This window comes from Aliivibrio sifiae (assembly GCF_002954705.1).
GTDB lineage: Bacteria > Pseudomonadota > Gammaproteobacteria > Enterobacterales > Vibrionaceae > Aliivibrio > Aliivibrio sifiae_A.
In genome coordinates this window covers 1730578-1746344 of sequence record NZ_MSCO01000001.1, presented here as the reverse complement: position 1 = coordinate 1746344, position 15767 = coordinate 1730578, and the positions used below count along the sequence as shown (strand labels likewise).

Here is a 15767-nt window from a genome sequence, read left to right as displayed (position 1 = left end):
AGAGATTTTTATACTTAGCAAGAGTTTTCCCAACGACCTTGCCAAGTGCGGAGCGAATAATAGCAAACTTCGTTTACCTGTAAAGTACTTTTCTTGGTTTTTTGGTTTAAATGATTGGTTTTTCGTCAAAAAGGAGTAAAAATCACCGTTTTTGAACAAATTAATTTAAAATGAGTCATACAGAAGTAATTGTTTTTACAGTTTATTGCGTCATCTTTACATTCATTGACGAACAAAAGTGCTTTCACTTGGTAAACTATAACCAGTAAGTAATTTTAATAATTCAAATAATAAGTATCAATATGAATCAAACTAAGTCTATTGCTCTTTCTGTTTTACTAGCATGTACTTTATCTACACCTTCTTATGCTAAGAAACCAAGAGAAAATCAAGCGGTTGCTGTTGTGGCTGAAGAAGTTGCAACACATGAGATCTCTCAGTCATTATCTCTTATCGGTAAGTTGAAAGCAGCGGAGTCTGTCATTATATCTCCCGAGGTTTCAGGGAAAATTGACCGCATTGCTATAAAAGCGAATCAAGAGGTAAAGAAAGGTCAGCTTTTAATTCAACTAAATGATGATAAGGCCAGTGCTTCAATAAAAGAAGCGCGTGCATATTTAAATGATGAAAAGCGTAAGCTAAAAGAATTTCAACGTTTAGCAAAAAAGAATGCGATTACTCAAACTGAAATTGATGGTCAAAAAGCAAGTGTAGATATTGCAGAGGCACGCTTAGAAGCCGCTAATGCAAATTTAACGGATCTTCATATCTCTGCGCCTTTTGCTGGCACGGTTGGTTTTATTGATTTTAGCCGCGGTAAAATGGTCAGTGTAGGAACGGAGCTGCTGACATTAGATAACTTATCTATGATGCAGTTAGATTTACAAGTTCCAGAACGTTATCTATCTATGTTATCAACGGGAATGACGGTTGAGGCAACAAGCCAAGCGTGGGGAGCTACGACATTCTCTGGAGAAGTTGTTGGTGTTGATTCTCGTATTAATGCTGAAACGTTGAATTTACGTATTCGTATTGAATTCCCAAATAAAGAACTGAAGATGAAGCCAGGTATGCTAATGGCGGCAACATTAGATTTTCCTGCGATTAATGCCCCAATTATTCCAGTTCAAGCATTAGAATACTCAGGTACTAAACGTTATGTTTATGTCATTGGTGAAGACAATAAAGTGACACGAACAGAAGTGACACTTGGTGCTCGTGTAGAAAACCGTGTTGTTATTAGCCATGGTTTATCTATTGGCCAAGGCATTGTAGTTCAAGGCTTAGTGAATATGCGTGATGGTGTGGTTGTTAAACTGCTTGAGCAAGAATTAGCGTCTATGGCCGAACCTGTTTCTGAAGGACAATAATTATGTGGTTGTCTGATGTCTCAGTAAAAAGGCCAGTTGTCGCCATTGTTTTAAGCTTATTGTTGTGTGTATTTGGTGCGGTTTCATTTAGTAAACTTGCTGTACGTGAAATGCCAGATATTGAAAGCCCTGTAGTCTCTATCAGTACTCGTTATGAAGGTGCATCGGCGACGATCATTGAAAGTCAAATCACGACAGTATTAGAAGATCAACTTTCGGGTATTAGTGGTATTGATGAGATCGAATCAACCACGCGTAATAGTATGTCTCGTATTACGATTACCTTTGATTTAGGTTATGACTTAAATACAGGGGTGAGTGATGTTCGTGATGCAGTAGCACGTGCTCAGCGAAGCCTACCAGATGAAGCGGATGATCCGATTGTTTTTAAAAATAACGGCAGTGGTGAAGCCTCGCTATACATTAATTTGAGTTCAAGTGTGATGGATAGAACGGAATTAACCGATTACACCGAACGTGTATTGGTTGACCGTTTTAGTTTGATCACAGGTGTAAGCTCGGTTGATATTTCTGGTGGTCTTTACAAAGTAATGTATGTGAAATTGAAGCCAGCTTTAATGGCTGGCCGAGGTGTGACAGCATCAGATATTACTGCCGCATTGCGTTCTGAAAATATAGAAAGCCCTGGGGGGGAAGTTCGTAATGACGCTATCGTTATGTCCGTACGTACTGAGCGCCTGTATAACCAAGCAGAAGACTTCAATTATCTTGTGGTAAAAACGGCCAGTGATGGTACGCCTATTTATCTAAAAGATGTTGCTGATGTGTTCATTGGCGCTGAAAACGAAAACTCAACCTTTAAAAGTGATGGCGTTGTTAACGTAAGTATGGGTATTGTTCCACAATCGGATGCTAACCCATTAGATGTTGCAAATTTAGTTCATGAAGAAGTCGAGAAGATCCAACAGTTTCTACCTGAAGGTACTCGTTTAGCGATCGATTATGATTCTACTGTTTTTATTGATCGTTCAATTTCAGAAGTTTATAGCACGCTCTTTATTACCGGTGGTTTGGTTATTTTGGTGCTGTATATCTTTATTGGTCAAGCTCGTGCAACATTAATTCCTGCTGTTACGGTTCCAGTCTCTTTGATTTCGTCGTTTATGGCGGCGTATTATTTTGGATTCTCGATAAACCTGATTACCTTGATGGCATTAATCTTGTCGATCGGTTTAGTGGTTGATGATGCCATTGTAGTGGTTGAGAATATTTTCCATCATTTAGAAAAAGGAGAGTCACCACTTTTAGCTGCCTATAAGGGCACTAGAGAAGTGGGCTTTGCGGTTATTGCTACGACACTTGTGCTCGTAATGGTGTTCTTACCTATTTCCTTTATGGATGGCATGGTAGGTCTCTTATTTACTGAATTCTCTGTATTGCTTGCAATGTCGGTCTTATTCTCATCATTAATTGCCTTGACGCTGACACCTGTACTTGGCAGTAAGATTTTAAAAGCCAATGTAAAGCCCAATCGATTTAATCTATTCGTGGATAAATTATTCGCAGGGCTTGAGCGTGGTTACCGTAAATCGGTTAGCAGAGCGGTAGCGTGGCGTTTATTAGCTCCTGTGATCATTTTAGCCTGTATTGGTGGTAGTTATGGCTTAATGCAGAAGGTCCCATCGCAATTAACCCCACAAGAAGACCGTGGTGTGCTGTTTGCATTTGTTCGTGGTGCAGACGCAACCAGTTACAACCGAATGAGTGCGAACATGGATGTTGTTGAAGAACGATTGATGCCACTACTAGGCAAAGGGTTCTTAAAATCATTTAGTATCCAATCTCCGGCTTTTGGTGGCAATGCAGGGGACCAGACGGGTTTTGTTATTATGATCTTAGAAGATTGGGCTGATAGAGAGCTAACAGCACAAGAAGGTCTTAATATGATACGTAAGACCTTGGCGGACATCCCCGATGCTCGAGTGTTCCCTATGATGCCTGGTTTCAGAGGTGGGTCGAGTGAGCCAGTGCAATTTGTTCTAGGCGGTTCTGATTATAAAGAACTTCAAAAATGGGGTGAACTATTAAAAGCCGATGCTAATAATAGCCCATTAATGGAAGGGGCGGATATTAACTATTCAGAGAAAACGCCAGAATTGGTAGTGTCTGTTGACCGTAATCGAGCTTCTGAGTTAGGTATTAAAATCTCTGATATTTCTGATACGCTTGAAATCATGCTTGGTGGTAAAAGTGAAACCACGTATGTAGATCGTGGTGAAGAATACGATGTGTATTTACGTGGTGATGAAAACAGTTTTAATAATGCGGCTGACTTAAGTCAGATCTACATGAGAACTGCGACGGGTGATCTGGTTACTCTTGATACGGTAACGAAAATTAACGAAGTTGCATCAGCGATTCGTTTGTCACACATTAATAAACAAAAATCGATTACGTTAACTGCAAACTTAAAAGATGGTGCGACTTTAGGGGACGCATTGGATTACCTTGATGCTAAGGCCATAGAAATACTCCCAAGTGATATTTCAGTTGCTTATACAGGGGAGTCGAAAGATTTTAAAGAGAACCAATCAAGCATTTTAGTGGTATTTGGTTTAGCTCTATTGGTTGCTTATCTTGTATTGGCCGCTCAATTTGAAAGCTTTATTAACCCAATGGTGGTGATGTTCACTGTCCCTATGGGGGTTTTTGGTGGGTTTATTGGTCTCGTCATCATGGATCAAGGTCTAAATATTTACAGTCAAATTGGCATGATCATGTTGATTGGTATGGTCACTAAAAATGGTATTTTGATTGTAGAGTTCGCTAATCAATTACGTGATAAAGGGGTTGAGTTGGAACAAGCGATTGTAGATGCGTCAGCTCGTCGTTTACGTCCGATCTTAATGACGGCATTTACGACATTAGCGGGTGCTATTCCGTTGATTATGTCGACAGGTGCTGGCTATGAAAGCCGAGTAGCAGTCGGTACGGTGATTTTCTTTGGTATGGCATTTGCGACATTAGTAACGCTGTTTGTTATTCCTGCAATATATCGATTGATTTCTGGTAGTACGCATTCTCCTGGTTACGTTGAAGAGCAACTAAATAAAGAATTAGATCACGACATTAAAGGCAGAATCTCGCATTAATCTTGTATCTTAACTAAAAGAAAAGCGCCCATCTTTTTTATTGAAGATGGGCGCTTTTTTATTTTTAACTTAAACGAAATTAGTTTAAAAATAAGATCCGTTCGTTTTAGATCTTAGAGATTAAATCAGCCATTACTGCGTCTTTATTTTCTAAGTACTCATCTAAACCATTCTTACGTAAGTCACACGATGGGCAGTCACCACAGCCATCGCCAATGACGCCGTTATAACACGTTAATGTTTGATTACGTACATAGTTTAATTTGCCATATTTGTCAGCTAGTGCCCACGTTTCCGCTTTATTTAGCCACATTAATGGTGTGTCAATTTTCAGTTTACGATCCATTCCTAATACAAGAGACTGGTTGATCGATTTTACGAATTCGTCGCGACAATCTGGGTAACCAGAAAAATCTGTTTCACAAACACCTGTAATGACTGATTCCGCACCTAATTGATAAGCGTAAATACCAGCGAGTGTTAAGAAAAGAATATTACGGCCAGGAACAAAAGAATTAGGAAGGCCATTTGCTTGAAGTTCATGAGAAACAGGAATATTGTCGCGAGTTAATGAACTGACAGCTAATTCGTTTAAAAGGCCGACATCCATTATTTTATGAGATGCAGCTCCTAGTTCAAGAGCGACTTTTTTAGCTACTTCAATTTCTTGATTATGACGCTGGTCATAATCAAAAGTAATACAATGAACATGGTCATATTGAGTCAGTGCTTGAATTAAACAGGTGGTGGAGTCTTGACCGCCACTAAATACAACAATTGCTGTAGACATAATGAATCTCAGTAGGATTATTTAGTTGTATTGTAATAAAAAAGCCAACGATGATCGATGGCTTTTATAGTTGATCTACTGGTAGCGTTTATTTAATCATCCGTAAGATTTAGCCTTAGCAAGACGTTATTAGGAGATTCGACTTATAATTGACCAGTCTTCTCAAATTCTTCTAATTGTGAAAGTACCGGAGTTAGGTCTCCTATATTTTCAGTTACCCATTCATCATTATAGTAAGTATCTAGGTATCGTTCACCACTGTCGCATAATAGCGTAACGATAGAGCCTTTTTCACCTCGTTGTTGCATTTCACAAGCGAGTTGTAATGCACCAAATAAATTTGTTCCTGTTGATGCACCTGCTTTTCTACCAAGTATGTTTTCTAACCAACGAGCAGTTGCAACACTGGCAATATCAGAAATAGTGCGCATTTCATCGATAACGCCGGGAATGAAGCTTGGTTCTACACGAGGACGTCCAATGCCTTCGATTCTGCTTCCACATTCTAAAGTAAGTTCTTTATTTCCTGTTTTGAAATAGTCATGGAATACTGAATTATCAGGGTCTACAACACATAATTTTGTGTCGTATTTTTGGTAGCGAATAAATCGACCAATGGTTGCTGATGTACCGCCTGTCCCAGGGCTCATTACTATCCATGTAGGCTCAGGGTTATCTTCTAATTGCATTTGGTTAAAAATACTGTCTGCAATGTTGTTATTACCGCGCCAGTCGGTTGCTCGCTCTGCATACGTAAATTGGTCCATATAGTGACCATTTAATTCTTCAGCAAGTCGATGTGATTCAGCATAAATCTGATCAGAGCGTTCTACAAAATGTGCTTTGCCACCGTAAAAATTGATCATCTCAATTTTTTTACTGGCTGTTTTACGAGGAACTACAGCAATAAACGGTAAGCCAAGTAAGCGAGCAAAATAGGCTTCGGATACGGCAGTGCTGCCAGAAGAGGATTCAATGATTGGTGTATTTGGACCTATCCATCCATTTGAAATCGCATAAAGAAAAAGAGATCGAGCTAATCGATGTTTAAGAGAGCCTGTTGGATGAGTGCTTTCATCTTTTAAATATAAATCGATACCATCGAGCATTGGCAAATCAAGTTTAATAAGGTGCGTGTCCGCAGAACGTTGATAATCTGCTTCAATTTTACGAATAGCGTTATTAATCCAGTTATGATCTGTACACATAATTACTTTCCTTAAATTCGGTCAATGTAAATAGTAGTAGCGATGTGAATAATTTACCTTTATCTAATAAGAAAAACTTTGCTATATTTACTGTAAATTGGTTTTTAATAGAATATTTTTCTATTTTGAGGTTTTTATGGGAAAGAACGAACTAAGTAAGGTGGATAAAACTTTACTTTTGTTATTGCAAAAAGATTGTACTATTTCACTTCAAGAATTGGCTGAAGCGGTTAATTTAACGACAACACCATGCTGGAAACGATTAAAACGCTTAGAAGAGGAAGGAGTGATTGAAAAGAAAGTCGCTTTACTTAACCCTGAAAAATTAGGGCTTAGCTTTAATGCGTTTGTGCTGATTAAAACATCAAATCATTCACAAGAGTGGTATAACAAATTTGTAGATACGGTCTCTGATTTTCCAGAAGTCATGGAGTTTTATCGAATGGCAGGAGAATATGATTATATGATCAAGGTGCTTGCTGAAGATATGAAGTCGTTTGATGGTTTTTACAAAAAACTAGTGAATAGTGTTGATGGGATATCTAATGTGACGAGTACCTTTGCTATGGAACCATTGAAGTATACAACTGAATTGCCTTTATAGTATTTACATTAACAATGCAGGCCGTTATTTAGGCCCGCATTATTTATTATGTTATTTCTTTTTCATCCTCATCACACCCTCTTGTATTGCAGAGGCAACAAGTTCACCTTTTTGGTTAAAGACCTCACCACGAACTAAGCCTCGTGAGCCGCTCGCATTGGTACTTTCAATAGAGTAAAGCAACCACTCATCCATTTTGAATGGGCGGTGGAACCACATTGAGTGGTCAATTGTTGCTACTTGGAAATTAGGCGTTAATAAGCTGACTTCATGTGGGTGAAGTGCTGTTGGTAAAAAGCCCCAATCTGAAGCGTATGCTAATAGATATTGATGAATTAACTGATCGTCAGGCAAATCTCCATTTGCTCTTATCCATAAATGCTGTGTTGGTGCTGCTTTTTTAGGTGCTAATGGGTTAACGATGTTTACAGGACGAACCTCAATAGGTTTTTCACCGCAGAAAATCTTTTGAACCGCAGGAGGTAAAACATGTTTAATTGCTTCTGCAAGTTGCGTCTCAGAGGCAAAGTTTTCTGGTCCCGCAATATCAGGCATTGCTGATTGGTGCTCAAATCCGGGCTCATCGCCATGATATGAGGCGGTTAAATAGAAGATAGGGCGGCCATTTTGAATCGCTTTAACGCGACGAGTGCTGAAACTTCTGCCATCTCTTAAATTTTCGACATCATAAATTATCGCTTTTTCTGGATTGCCAGGATAAAGAAAGTAGCTATGGAAAGAATGAACGGTTCTAGCATTATCAACAGTATAGCGAGCCGCTGAGAGTGCTTGGCCGATAACTTGACCACCATAAACTTGGGGCAATCCTAAATTCTCACTTTGCCCTCTGAATAAGCCTTGCTCTAATTGCTCGAGCTGTAAAAGGGTTAATAATTCGTTTAATGGTTTATTCATTTCTGTGCCTTAAATGCTTCTGACGTTATTGCTCTATTGTGAGGTAGATTCAGGTTGAGTTCAATAAGTTAAACAGGATGTTAATTGGGTCAAAATAACATCAAGCCCGTGTGATTTTGCTGTGATTTAGTTAGTTTTCTGTCAAAGGTGAACTTGATAAGAAGACAGTTCATTATATTAGGTTTATATTAGGTTTATATTTATGTTGTTTTTATCAGAATATATAAATAAAGAGAGAATAAAATGAAAAAATCATTATTAGTGGCGTTATCTGTGGCTACAGGGATCACAATGGTTGGCTGCAATTCAGCGGATAAAACGGAAAAAGAAACATTAAAACAAGAAGTTGTGGTACAAGAAGATGTAGCTCAAAGTGATGCTGCAAATACAGATGTTATTGAAGTGGCTGAAACGCAAGTAGTGACGGGCAGTGTTGGTTACCGTGAGCGTATCGCTCTACCTGCAAACGCAGTTATTACTGTTACGTTATCAGATGTTTCTTTGGCTGATGCGCCATCAAAAACAATTACAGAAGAGACATTTGAAGCGGGTGAAAAATCATCACCATTTGATTATTCTTTAGCATTTAATACGGCAGATATTCAACCAAATCATACGTATGCAGTTCGTGCAACAATTAAGATTGATGGTAAATTACGTTTTACTACCGATACAAGCTACACTGTGATCACTGATCAAGAAAAAACAATGCAACAAGATTTATTACTTAAGGGTGTTCGTCAATAAGATTAATTAACCTTTTATAAATAAGTAGTTGTGCTTTAAGGCATGACTACTTTTTTAAAATGTAAAATTTTCCCATCTTCACGAACGATAATACCTTCCTCTTCGAGCTTCACTTTTTGTTCTTTAAATTGCTCACCTTGCAATGAAACCTTTCCTTGAGAATTAACCACTCGATGCCAAGGCAATGTGCTGTCTTTAGGTAATTTAGCCAATGTTTTTCCTACATGGCGAGAGTGGTTAGGGAACCCTGCCAGTTTAGCAAGTTGCCCATAGGTAATTACTCTCCCCTTTGGGACGAAGCGTAAATTTGTATAGATACTCTGGATAAATTCATTCATTGAATTAACGGCCTTATTTTAGAAAAGAGAGATAGGTCAGTGATAAAGCGAGTTATTGCCGCTAAACTGAAATAGTAACAAAGTAAACAACTCTGTACCAAGGAGGGAAGGTGATGTTATTAGCTGTGTTATCTATATTATTAAGTTTTGTTCTCGTTGTTGTTGGTGTATTAGCATTTGGGGTTAGTGGTGGGCAACTTCCTTTACTTGCTTTGGCTATTCCGATGCTTTGGCTTATTCCTCAAGGTGGTGTCGCTACTTGGATATTACTCGTAGGAATGTCATTGTTTGGTTTAACGTTAAACTCTTCTCAGCCGCTATCGCTATCTATCGCAGTTTGGACTCTATTTCCATTACTTATGGTGATATTTTCTCGACGTAAAAGTATTCATTTAGTTGTTTTTATTGTGTCTGTTGTTATAGCAATGGAAGCCGGAATAATGGCATTACAATATGAAGGGAAATTAGCAGGGAGCGCCTATTCGACGTTAATCCAGATAATCAGTGTTGTACTTGTGTGGGTGGCGGTAAGAAGTTGGAAACCTGTAAATAGTAACGCATGGTGGCCATTAGTTTTAGTTATCCCTCTATGGATTGGGGGCTTACAGCATGCTGCGCTTGTCGCATTATCTATTACAGGACTTATTGTATGTTTACAGAGTGTAGGGCGTTCAAAATATAAAGATTGGTTGCCGATGATGTCTTGGCTTTTACCTGTTATAGGATTTAGTACATTAATTATATCGCCTAAATTTGAAGTCCCGACTTCGATTATGGTTTCTTGGTTAATGATCCTACTGATTGGCTGGGTAACTGATTTTATGATGCAAGTAGATGATGAGCCTGTGGATTAGGCCCATCATTTTTAGAGAAACTAAGAGTTAATCGTATTTTCGTCACTGGTTTTTGCTTTTTCTTTTACTTCAATGGGCTCTGGATATTCTGAAGGCTGGATCAGCTCATCATAATGACAAGCTTGATCCCGTCCTCGGCCTTTTGCTTCATAAAGTGCAATATCTGCGAGCTTAGTTAAATCATCAGATTGAAGCCCATTTTTAGGGTAAGTTGCGATACCAATAGAAACACTCAATTTACCTAATGACAATTCTTTAATTGCCAAATGAAGATCGCTAACGGCTTCACATAAAGACTTTGCTGCATGTAATGCACCTTCAGCACCTGTATTTGGTAAAATAATCGCTAGTTCTTCTCCGCCAAGGCGACAAATTGTATCTTCTCCACGCATAGTATTAAGTAATAATGAACCGATGGTTTTTAATACATAATCACCCGCATCATGCCCATAGTTATCATTAAAGCGTTTAAAGTGGTCAAGATCTAACATAAGAATCGACATTTCTTGCTTGTGTCGGTGAGCTCGCATTATTTCTTGGTTAATGGTTTCTTCGTAGTAACGACGGTTGTATAAACCAGTTAAAGGATCGCTTATGGCTTGCTCTCTCAATTTCTCTTGTAAATTTAAGTTCGCGAGTGCCAAACCAAGATGCTCAGCAACCGTGAAAGCAAGTTTTTGAACGCTCTTGTCTAAATGTTCTTTATCACCAAGGTAGATATGCATCATACCAATGGTGTTGCCATGTGCGGTTAATGGGATGCATAGTGTTTGGTCTGTTCCGGTCGCAGACATATGGGAACATGGCAGGGTGGTATATTTATCATTAGCGAGATGAAATTTACCTTTTCGTAATGCCCAGCATTCTTCAGGTGCGTAAGTTTTATTGCCTGGCCAAGCTCCGCCCCAATCGAGTTTTACTAGTAGTTGATTCCTAGATGAACGCATTAGAGATACGACGCCATTTACATCCCCTAAAATCCTAGGAAGGATATCTTCAACGACCATTTGAGCTTCATTGATAGAGTTACAAGCCGCAAGCATATTTGCAAGACGGTGTAATAGCTCAATTTCTTGAGTACGTTGTTCTATACGCTCTTCTTGTAGATCTTGCTCATTTTTTACTTGCTGTTGAATAAGCTTATTACTGAGTAGAGATGAGCCAATGACAAGTACAATGTTAATCCCCATTAAAATAATTAGGATGTTCATCAATTCTTCTACCATGGCATCGATACGAGTTAGTGGCGTTGCCGTTCTAAGAATATATGTTTGACCTTGGTATTCAAATGATTGTGCAGAGTAGAGTAAGTTTTTAAAGCGAGAAGTACTGAAGCGGGTAGCAGTGCCATAACCAATGTCTTTAGCGTTATTCACTTCTTCTCGGTTTAAATGGTTTTCAAGCTGTAAGACGGCGTTTAAAGAAATATCACTATCAGCAATTGGAGTGCCGTCTGATTTTATCAGAGTAATATGGTCTTCTTTGGCAATAACTAGTTTTGTTTTTATGTATACATCCAATGCTTTTAAATCAGAAAAGGAAACTTGGTCGTCATTGATGTCTTTTATAATACGAGAGGTTTCTTCAGATAGACTACCTTCAACTTTGTGCTCAAGCCAATTTGAGAGTGTTGAATTAAATACAAATAAGCCAATAGATATTGTAAATACCATTGATATTATAGGTAAATAAAGCCACTTTTTACTGATTGTATTTTTACTCATTAACACCGCCTTATAAAACGTACGCCATTTAACAGCTTTATATTCTATATATGAAGACGTAGCATAACTGATAGTTATATAAAGTAACAGATATTGTTACAAAGGAGAGTTAAAGTGTGAAGGCTTGTCGCTTTATTTAGTTTTAAGGGGAGGGCTTGGTTTAGGGAGGGTTAACGCCTTAATCTCTTTGATAGAGCATAAGATTAAGACGTATAGATTAACACTTAGTTTATAATTGCTTTCTTAATTCACTTCGTGTTTCTGCTGAAACAACAGACCAATGAGTTCCTTTAATCGCTCCTTCAAGCGACCAAAGTAATTCATCACTCACACTGCTTGAATGTGTCTGTTGAATTGCTTTATAAGCATTAACAGCTCCAGTGGTGCGCAACTCTTCAACAGTATTAATGCCTGCTTTTTTAAGCATTCTTTCTGTCGCTAATCTTAGATTTGGTAAATCTTTGATACGAGAAGGTCCGGCTGTTTGCTGTTTCTTTTTATCTTTTTTAGCAACATCTAAAGCTATGACAGCTTGAATTAAGATTGAGTCTGGCTCTTCCCAACATTCAGCTGAAATTGCAAAGTATTTAGTTACAACAGGAAAACCACGCTTTTTATAAACGTATGGTTCAAACCCTTGCTCTTTAAATAAATTGATAGTCTCATCACTAGCTCTTAAATGAAGTTTATCTTGAACAACAAGAGCGAACATAGTGCCATCAATAAAAATGCCAAAACCACCAAACATTGAGCGTGAAGTGATCTTACCTAAAGATGAAAGTAAATGAAGTGATTCTTTTAGTACTGGTTTATCCATTGCAATAATTCTCGGTTAGTAAGTCTATGTCACTAAACAACTGAGCCCGAGGAAATGGTAGCAAGTTCAAAGTAAGGTATTGTTATTTTAAAGTAAAAATTAACAATACTTGAGAGAATACTTACTGTCGGCAACCCCGCTACCTTATATATAAATACGTAGGCCGGAAGCTTTGCGTCCTGTACTTTCGCACAGTTTGCCCTGTTCGTGACCTTGCTGATGATATAGCAATCAATAGCAAGAGTTGTTGCATAATTGATCATAGTGTGATGTTGCTTCAAAAAATGATCGTTTATTTTTGTTAAGTTGGTTCAACTTTTAAGTTTAAATTGAACCAACTCGTATTTTAATGAGTAAAAAAGCGCTATTTGGTTCTATTTGGTTCTATTTGATACGCTGCTACGGGAGACAACTTCAGGCTGCATTTCAAAAATGCGACGCTCATGGTGCTTATCTTTAATGCGCTCTAATAAAATCTCTACCGCTGTTTTACCAACACGACGTTTAGGTTGGTGAATAGTTGTCAGGGGTGGAGAGAAATACGCAGATAATTCAATATTGTCGTAACCAATAACTGAGATGTCTTCAGGTACTTTTAAGCCCGCTTGTTGAATTTTACTTATTGCCGCCAGTGCCATAATATCGTTAAAGCAAAATAGTGCTGTTGGACGATCTGTCATTGCTAGTACTTTATCTACAGCTTTTGATGCTGAAGCACACTCGAAGTCGCCTTCCAAAATCCAGTCAGGGTTAGCGCTTAAGTTTGATTCAGCTAAAGCTCGTTCGAATCCACGAACACGCTCTTTACACGTTAATTTATCTAACTGACCTGTAATACAAGCGATTTTTTCATGGCCGTTTTCAATTAAATGCTTTGTTGCTAAGTAACCGCCTTTTTCTGAATTATCAATGATTTTATCTGTACGTGGGCTATCTGGGCCCCAATCCATAATAACCATTGGTAGCTCAGTGTTTTTTTCAAGCAGCGCTAATAGTTGTTCATTAAGGTCTGAACACATGACTAATAGGCCATCAACACGTTTTTCTGAAAGCATGCGAAGATAATGTTTTTGCTTATCTAAATCGCCTTCAGTATTACACATAAATAAAGTGTAACCTTGTTTGTAACAGTAATTCTCAACACCATGCATAACCTCTGCAAAAAATGGGTTGAAAGATTGTGTTACTAACATACCAATCGTACGTGTTGTATTGCATTTTAAACTGCGAGCAACGGCACTCGGTGCGTAGTTTAGTTCTTCAACCGCTTCCCATACACGTTTTTGAGTTGCTTCGGCAACAAAACGAGTTTTATTAATTACATGAGAGACAGTTGTAGTAGAAACAGCTGCAAGTTTTGCAACATCTTTAATAGTAGCCATATAAAAGCCTTAATGGGTAAAATAAGGGGCTATTTATGTTCCAACAAAATTGATATTACATTATGTAGATATGATGGAAGATAAATAGGCCCTGGTTATAAATGAAAAAAACCGCCAAAAATGCGGTTTTCATTTAATGATCAAATTTTATCGTTTGCGCTCACATTTTATAGGTAAAGCATAGTGCAAACAATTAGTGATTTAATTAATTTTGTTAATGATTTGATTTATATCACACACCTGTAAAAATATTGTACCAATATATAAACTATAAATTACTCACCTGTAAGGAAAGTAACATCAAGTTGTAGAAAAGTTACAAGGAAAGTCGTTACTGCAGCATAAAAGCCGAATTCATCTCTCTCCTTACAAATATGGTTAAATTTTGGAGTCCAAGATAATAGCTGTTTATTAATAAAAGAAAGTTGCGCACTCATATAAGCTTCAAAGTCTTCTTCAGAAGTTTGCTGATTTGTCATTAGGATTAAATTCCCAAGGAAATCTAGTTCAATAGCGATATGGTCTGCGGGTTCATTGAATTCTGCTTTTTGAGCAATCTTGTACTTTTCTAGTAATTCACGCATATCTTGAGCAGGTTTTGCATTAAGAAGGCCTGATTTATCTAAATAGATTGATGCATAAGGTAGAGCACTGTTTTTGTCAGAACCTAAAAATGCTTGGCAAAAATCAGCTGATAATTCAAGCTGTGCATCGTCGCGAGCTTGAAGTTTATTTAACTTTTCAACCAATTCATTTACCGATGACGCTAATTCTGGCGTCTTCCTTAAATCAGACAGGAAAGTACGAACTTCAAAACTGTTATATTGTTCTAATTGTTCTTTTGTTAGTTCATTCGCTAATAAGCTCGACAACCACCAGTAAATTTCAGCGCGTTGTTCGTTAAATGCAGTTAATTCGTTCATGTCTCTTTACTCCAAGATATTTATTTAAGAATTGTACTGGATAAGTATGAAAAGGAATAGCACCTATCATTAACAGGGTGTATAAAGATATGTGTAAAGATTAAATCTCGATTTTTATTAATAATTGTTTTGAATCAATTAAAATACAGAAATATCAATTGAGAATTGGCATTATTACAAAATATGAATAGAATAAGATAAGAACTATCCAAATAACCATTAAAAGAGAATATTATGAGCTATCACATTTTAGTTGTTGAAGACGAAGTGGTAACTCGCTCTAAGCTTGTAGGCTACTTTGAAGCCGAGGGATATCAAGTGAGCGAGGCTGAAACAGGGGCAGAAATGCGAACTATTTTGGCTGAACAAAAAGTTGATTTAATTATGCTTGATATAAACCTACCAGGAGAGGATGGTTTATTATTGGCTCGCGAACTGCGCAGTCAATCTAATATTGGTATTATTCTCGTTACAGGACGAACAGATAGTATTGACCGAATTGTCGGTTTAGAAATGGGTGCAGATGACTATGTCACTAAACCTGTAGAGCTACGTGAATTATTGGTTCGAGTTAAGAACTTGTTTTGGCGTATGTCTTTAGTTAATGAGCCAGTTGAGTTGGATGAGTCAAATGTAGTTCGTTTTGGTGAATGGACATTTGATATTCAGCGCCGTGCGTTATCAAATAATGGCGAACCAGTTAAATTAACTAAAGCTGAATATGAATTGTTGGTGGCGTTATCTTCGTACCCAAATACGGTTCTTTCGCGTGAACGTATTTTAAATATGATTAGCCACCGTGTAGATGCACCAAATGATCGAACTATTGATGTATTGATTCGAAGAATGCGCGCAAAGATGGAAGTGGACCCTAAAAACCCACAGATCTTTGTTACCGTACACGGTGAAGGTTACATGTTCGCTGGTGATTGATAGTTATTAATTATCGTTAAAAGATTTAAATTGAACCACTCATATTTGA

Annotated in this window: 14 protein-coding genes and 1 riboswitch; of the genes, 6 read left to right on the top strand and 8 right to left on the bottom strand. The window is 37.8% G+C overall.

Annotated features, from left to right (window positions below):
• The first annotated feature begins 302 nt into the window (after positions 1 to 302).
• Entirely contained in the window at positions 303 to 1370 is a 1068-nt protein-coding gene (locus BTO22_RS07730) for an efflux RND transporter periplasmic adaptor subunit (RefSeq protein WP_105054993.1), read from the top strand.
• A gap of 2 nt (positions 1371 to 1372) precedes the next feature.
• Positions 1373 to 4483 (top strand): vibriobactin export RND transporter permease subunit VexH, encoded by a 3111-nt coding sequence (gene vexH / locus BTO22_RS07725; RefSeq protein ID WP_105054992.1) that lies wholly within the window; start codon positions 1373 to 1375, stop codon positions 4481 to 4483.
• A 106-nt stretch (positions 4484 to 4589) separates the two neighbouring features.
• Here the strand turns inward: vexH and queC are convergent, their stop codons facing one another.
• Both queC and BTO22_RS07715 read right to left on the bottom strand, forming a co-directional pair.
• Positions 4590 to 5273: a 7-cyano-7-deazaguanine synthase QueC gene (gene queC, locus BTO22_RS07720; protein ID WP_105054991.1), complete on the bottom strand. Its 684-nt coding sequence runs from the start codon at positions 5271 to 5273 to the stop codon at positions 4590 to 4592.
• A 143-nt stretch (positions 5274 to 5416) separates the two neighbouring features.
• Positions 5417 to 6481 carry a PLP-dependent cysteine synthase family protein gene (locus BTO22_RS07715; RefSeq protein WP_105054990.1) on the bottom strand — a complete coding sequence of 355 codons (1065 nt, stop codon included), beginning with the start codon at positions 6479 to 6481 and terminating at the stop codon, positions 5417 to 5419.
• A 136-nt stretch (positions 6482 to 6617) separates the two neighbouring features.
• Between BTO22_RS07715 and BTO22_RS07710 the strand changes: the two genes are divergently transcribed.
• A complete protein-coding gene (locus BTO22_RS07710; protein ID WP_105054989.1) occupies positions 6618 to 7085 on the top strand; it encodes an Lrp/AsnC family transcriptional regulator in 468 nt (155 codons plus the stop codon).
• A 51-nt stretch (positions 7086 to 7136) separates the two neighbouring features.
• Here the strand turns inward: BTO22_RS07710 and tesB are convergent, their stop codons facing one another.
• Positions 7137 to 8000, bottom strand: a complete 864-nt coding sequence (gene tesB / locus BTO22_RS07705) for an acyl-CoA thioesterase II (RefSeq protein WP_105054988.1) — start codon at positions 7998 to 8000, stop codon at positions 7137 to 7139.
• Between the two features lie 243 nt (positions 8001 to 8243).
• Here tesB and BTO22_RS07700 point away from each other — a divergent pair, with 243 nt between their 5' ends.
• A complete protein-coding gene (locus tag BTO22_RS07700) occupies positions 8244 to 8747 on the top strand; it encodes a YbaY family lipoprotein (protein ID WP_105054987.1) in 504 nt (167 codons plus the stop codon).
• 35 nt (positions 8748 to 8782) lie between these two features.
• Here BTO22_RS07700 and BTO22_RS07695 read toward each other — a convergent pair whose 3' ends face one another.
• Positions 8783 to 9085 carry an MGMT family protein gene (locus BTO22_RS07695; RefSeq protein ID WP_105054986.1) on the bottom strand — a complete coding sequence of 101 codons (303 nt, stop codon included), beginning with the start codon at positions 9083 to 9085 and terminating at the stop codon, positions 8783 to 8785.
• 113 nt (positions 9086 to 9198) lie between these two features.
• Here BTO22_RS07695 and BTO22_RS07690 point away from each other — a divergent pair, with 113 nt between their 5' ends.
• Positions 9199 to 9939: a hypothetical protein gene (locus tag BTO22_RS07690; RefSeq protein WP_105054985.1), complete on the top strand. Its 741-nt coding sequence runs from the start codon at positions 9199 to 9201 to the stop codon at positions 9937 to 9939.
• 20 nt (positions 9940 to 9959) lie between these two features.
• Here the strand turns inward: BTO22_RS07690 and BTO22_RS07685 are convergent, their stop codons facing one another.
• From BTO22_RS07685 to torD, 4 genes are all read right to left on the bottom strand, one after another.
• Entirely contained in the window at positions 9960 to 11663 is a 1704-nt protein-coding gene (locus BTO22_RS07685) for a sensor domain-containing diguanylate cyclase (protein ID WP_219843868.1), read from the bottom strand.
• A 229-nt stretch (positions 11664 to 11892) separates the two neighbouring features.
• Positions 11893 to 12480 (bottom strand): TfoX/Sxy family DNA transformation protein, encoded by a 588-nt coding sequence (locus BTO22_RS07680; RefSeq protein WP_105054984.1) that lies wholly within the window; start codon positions 12478 to 12480, stop codon positions 11893 to 11895.
• Between the two features lie 126 nt (positions 12481 to 12606).
• Positions 12607 to 12691: riboswitch (cyclic di-GMP riboswitch) on the bottom strand.
• A 163-nt stretch (positions 12692 to 12854) separates the two neighbouring features.
• On the bottom strand, positions 12855 to 13862 hold the full coding sequence (gene purR / locus BTO22_RS07675; RefSeq protein ID WP_105054983.1) for an HTH-type transcriptional repressor PurR: 1008 nt from the start codon (positions 13860 to 13862) through the stop codon (positions 12855 to 12857).
• Positions 13863 to 14137: 275 nt separating this feature from the next.
• Positions 14138 to 14785 (bottom strand): molecular chaperone TorD, encoded by a 648-nt coding sequence (gene torD, locus BTO22_RS07670; protein WP_105054982.1) that lies wholly within the window; start codon positions 14783 to 14785, stop codon positions 14138 to 14140.
• A gap of 234 nt (positions 14786 to 15019) precedes the next feature.
• Between torD and torR the strand changes: the two genes are divergently transcribed.
• Complete coding sequence (gene torR / locus BTO22_RS07665) at positions 15020 to 15718, top strand: two-component system response regulator TorR (protein WP_105054981.1); 699 nt, start codon at positions 15020 to 15022, stop codon at positions 15716 to 15718.
• Positions 15719 to 15767: the final 49 nt, after the last annotated feature.

What these genes read in the sequence shown, in the direction of transcription:
- BTO22_RS07730 (WP_105054993.1), top strand. Translation starts at nt 303, where the DNA reads ATGAATCAAACTAAGTCTATTGCTCTTTCTGTTTTACTAGCATGTACT.
- vexH (WP_105054992.1), top strand. Translation starts at nt 1,373, where the DNA reads ATGTGGTTGTCTGATGTCTCAGTAAAAAGGCCAGTTGTCGCCATTGTT.
- queC (WP_105054991.1), bottom strand. Translation starts at nt 5,273, where the DNA reads ATGTCTACAGCAATTGTTGTATTTAGTGGCGGTCAAGACTCCACCACC.
- BTO22_RS07715 (WP_105054990.1), bottom strand. Translation starts at nt 6,481, where the DNA reads ATGTGTACAGATCATAACTGGATTAATAACGCTATTCGTAAAATTGAA.
- BTO22_RS07710 (WP_105054989.1), top strand. Translation starts at nt 6,618, where the DNA reads ATGGGAAAGAACGAACTAAGTAAGGTGGATAAAACTTTACTTTTGTTA.
- tesB (WP_105054988.1), bottom strand. Translation starts at nt 8,000, where the DNA reads ATGAATAAACCATTAAACGAATTATTAACCCTTTTACAGCTCGAGCAA.
- BTO22_RS07700 (WP_105054987.1), top strand. Translation starts at nt 8,244, where the DNA reads ATGAAAAAATCATTATTAGTGGCGTTATCTGTGGCTACAGGGATCACA.
- BTO22_RS07695 (WP_105054986.1), bottom strand. Translation starts at nt 9,085, where the DNA reads ATGAATGAATTTATCCAGAGTATCTATACAAATTTACGCTTCGTCCCA.
- BTO22_RS07690 (WP_105054985.1), top strand. Translation starts at nt 9,199, where the DNA reads ATGTTATTAGCTGTGTTATCTATATTATTAAGTTTTGTTCTCGTTGTT.
- BTO22_RS07685 (WP_219843868.1), bottom strand. Translation starts at nt 11,663, where the DNA reads ATGAGTAAAAATACAATCAGTAAAAAGTGGCTTTATTTACCTATAATA.
- BTO22_RS07680 (WP_105054984.1), bottom strand. Translation starts at nt 12,480, where the DNA reads ATGGATAAACCAGTACTAAAAGAATCACTTCATTTACTTTCATCTTTA.
- purR (WP_105054983.1), bottom strand. Translation starts at nt 13,862, where the DNA reads ATGGCTACTATTAAAGATGTTGCAAAACTTGCAGCTGTTTCTACTACA.
- torD (WP_105054982.1), bottom strand. Translation starts at nt 14,785, where the DNA reads ATGAACGAATTAACTGCATTTAACGAACAACGCGCTGAAATTTACTGG.
- torR (WP_105054981.1), top strand. Translation starts at nt 15,020, where the DNA reads ATGAGCTATCACATTTTAGTTGTTGAAGACGAAGTGGTAACTCGCTCT.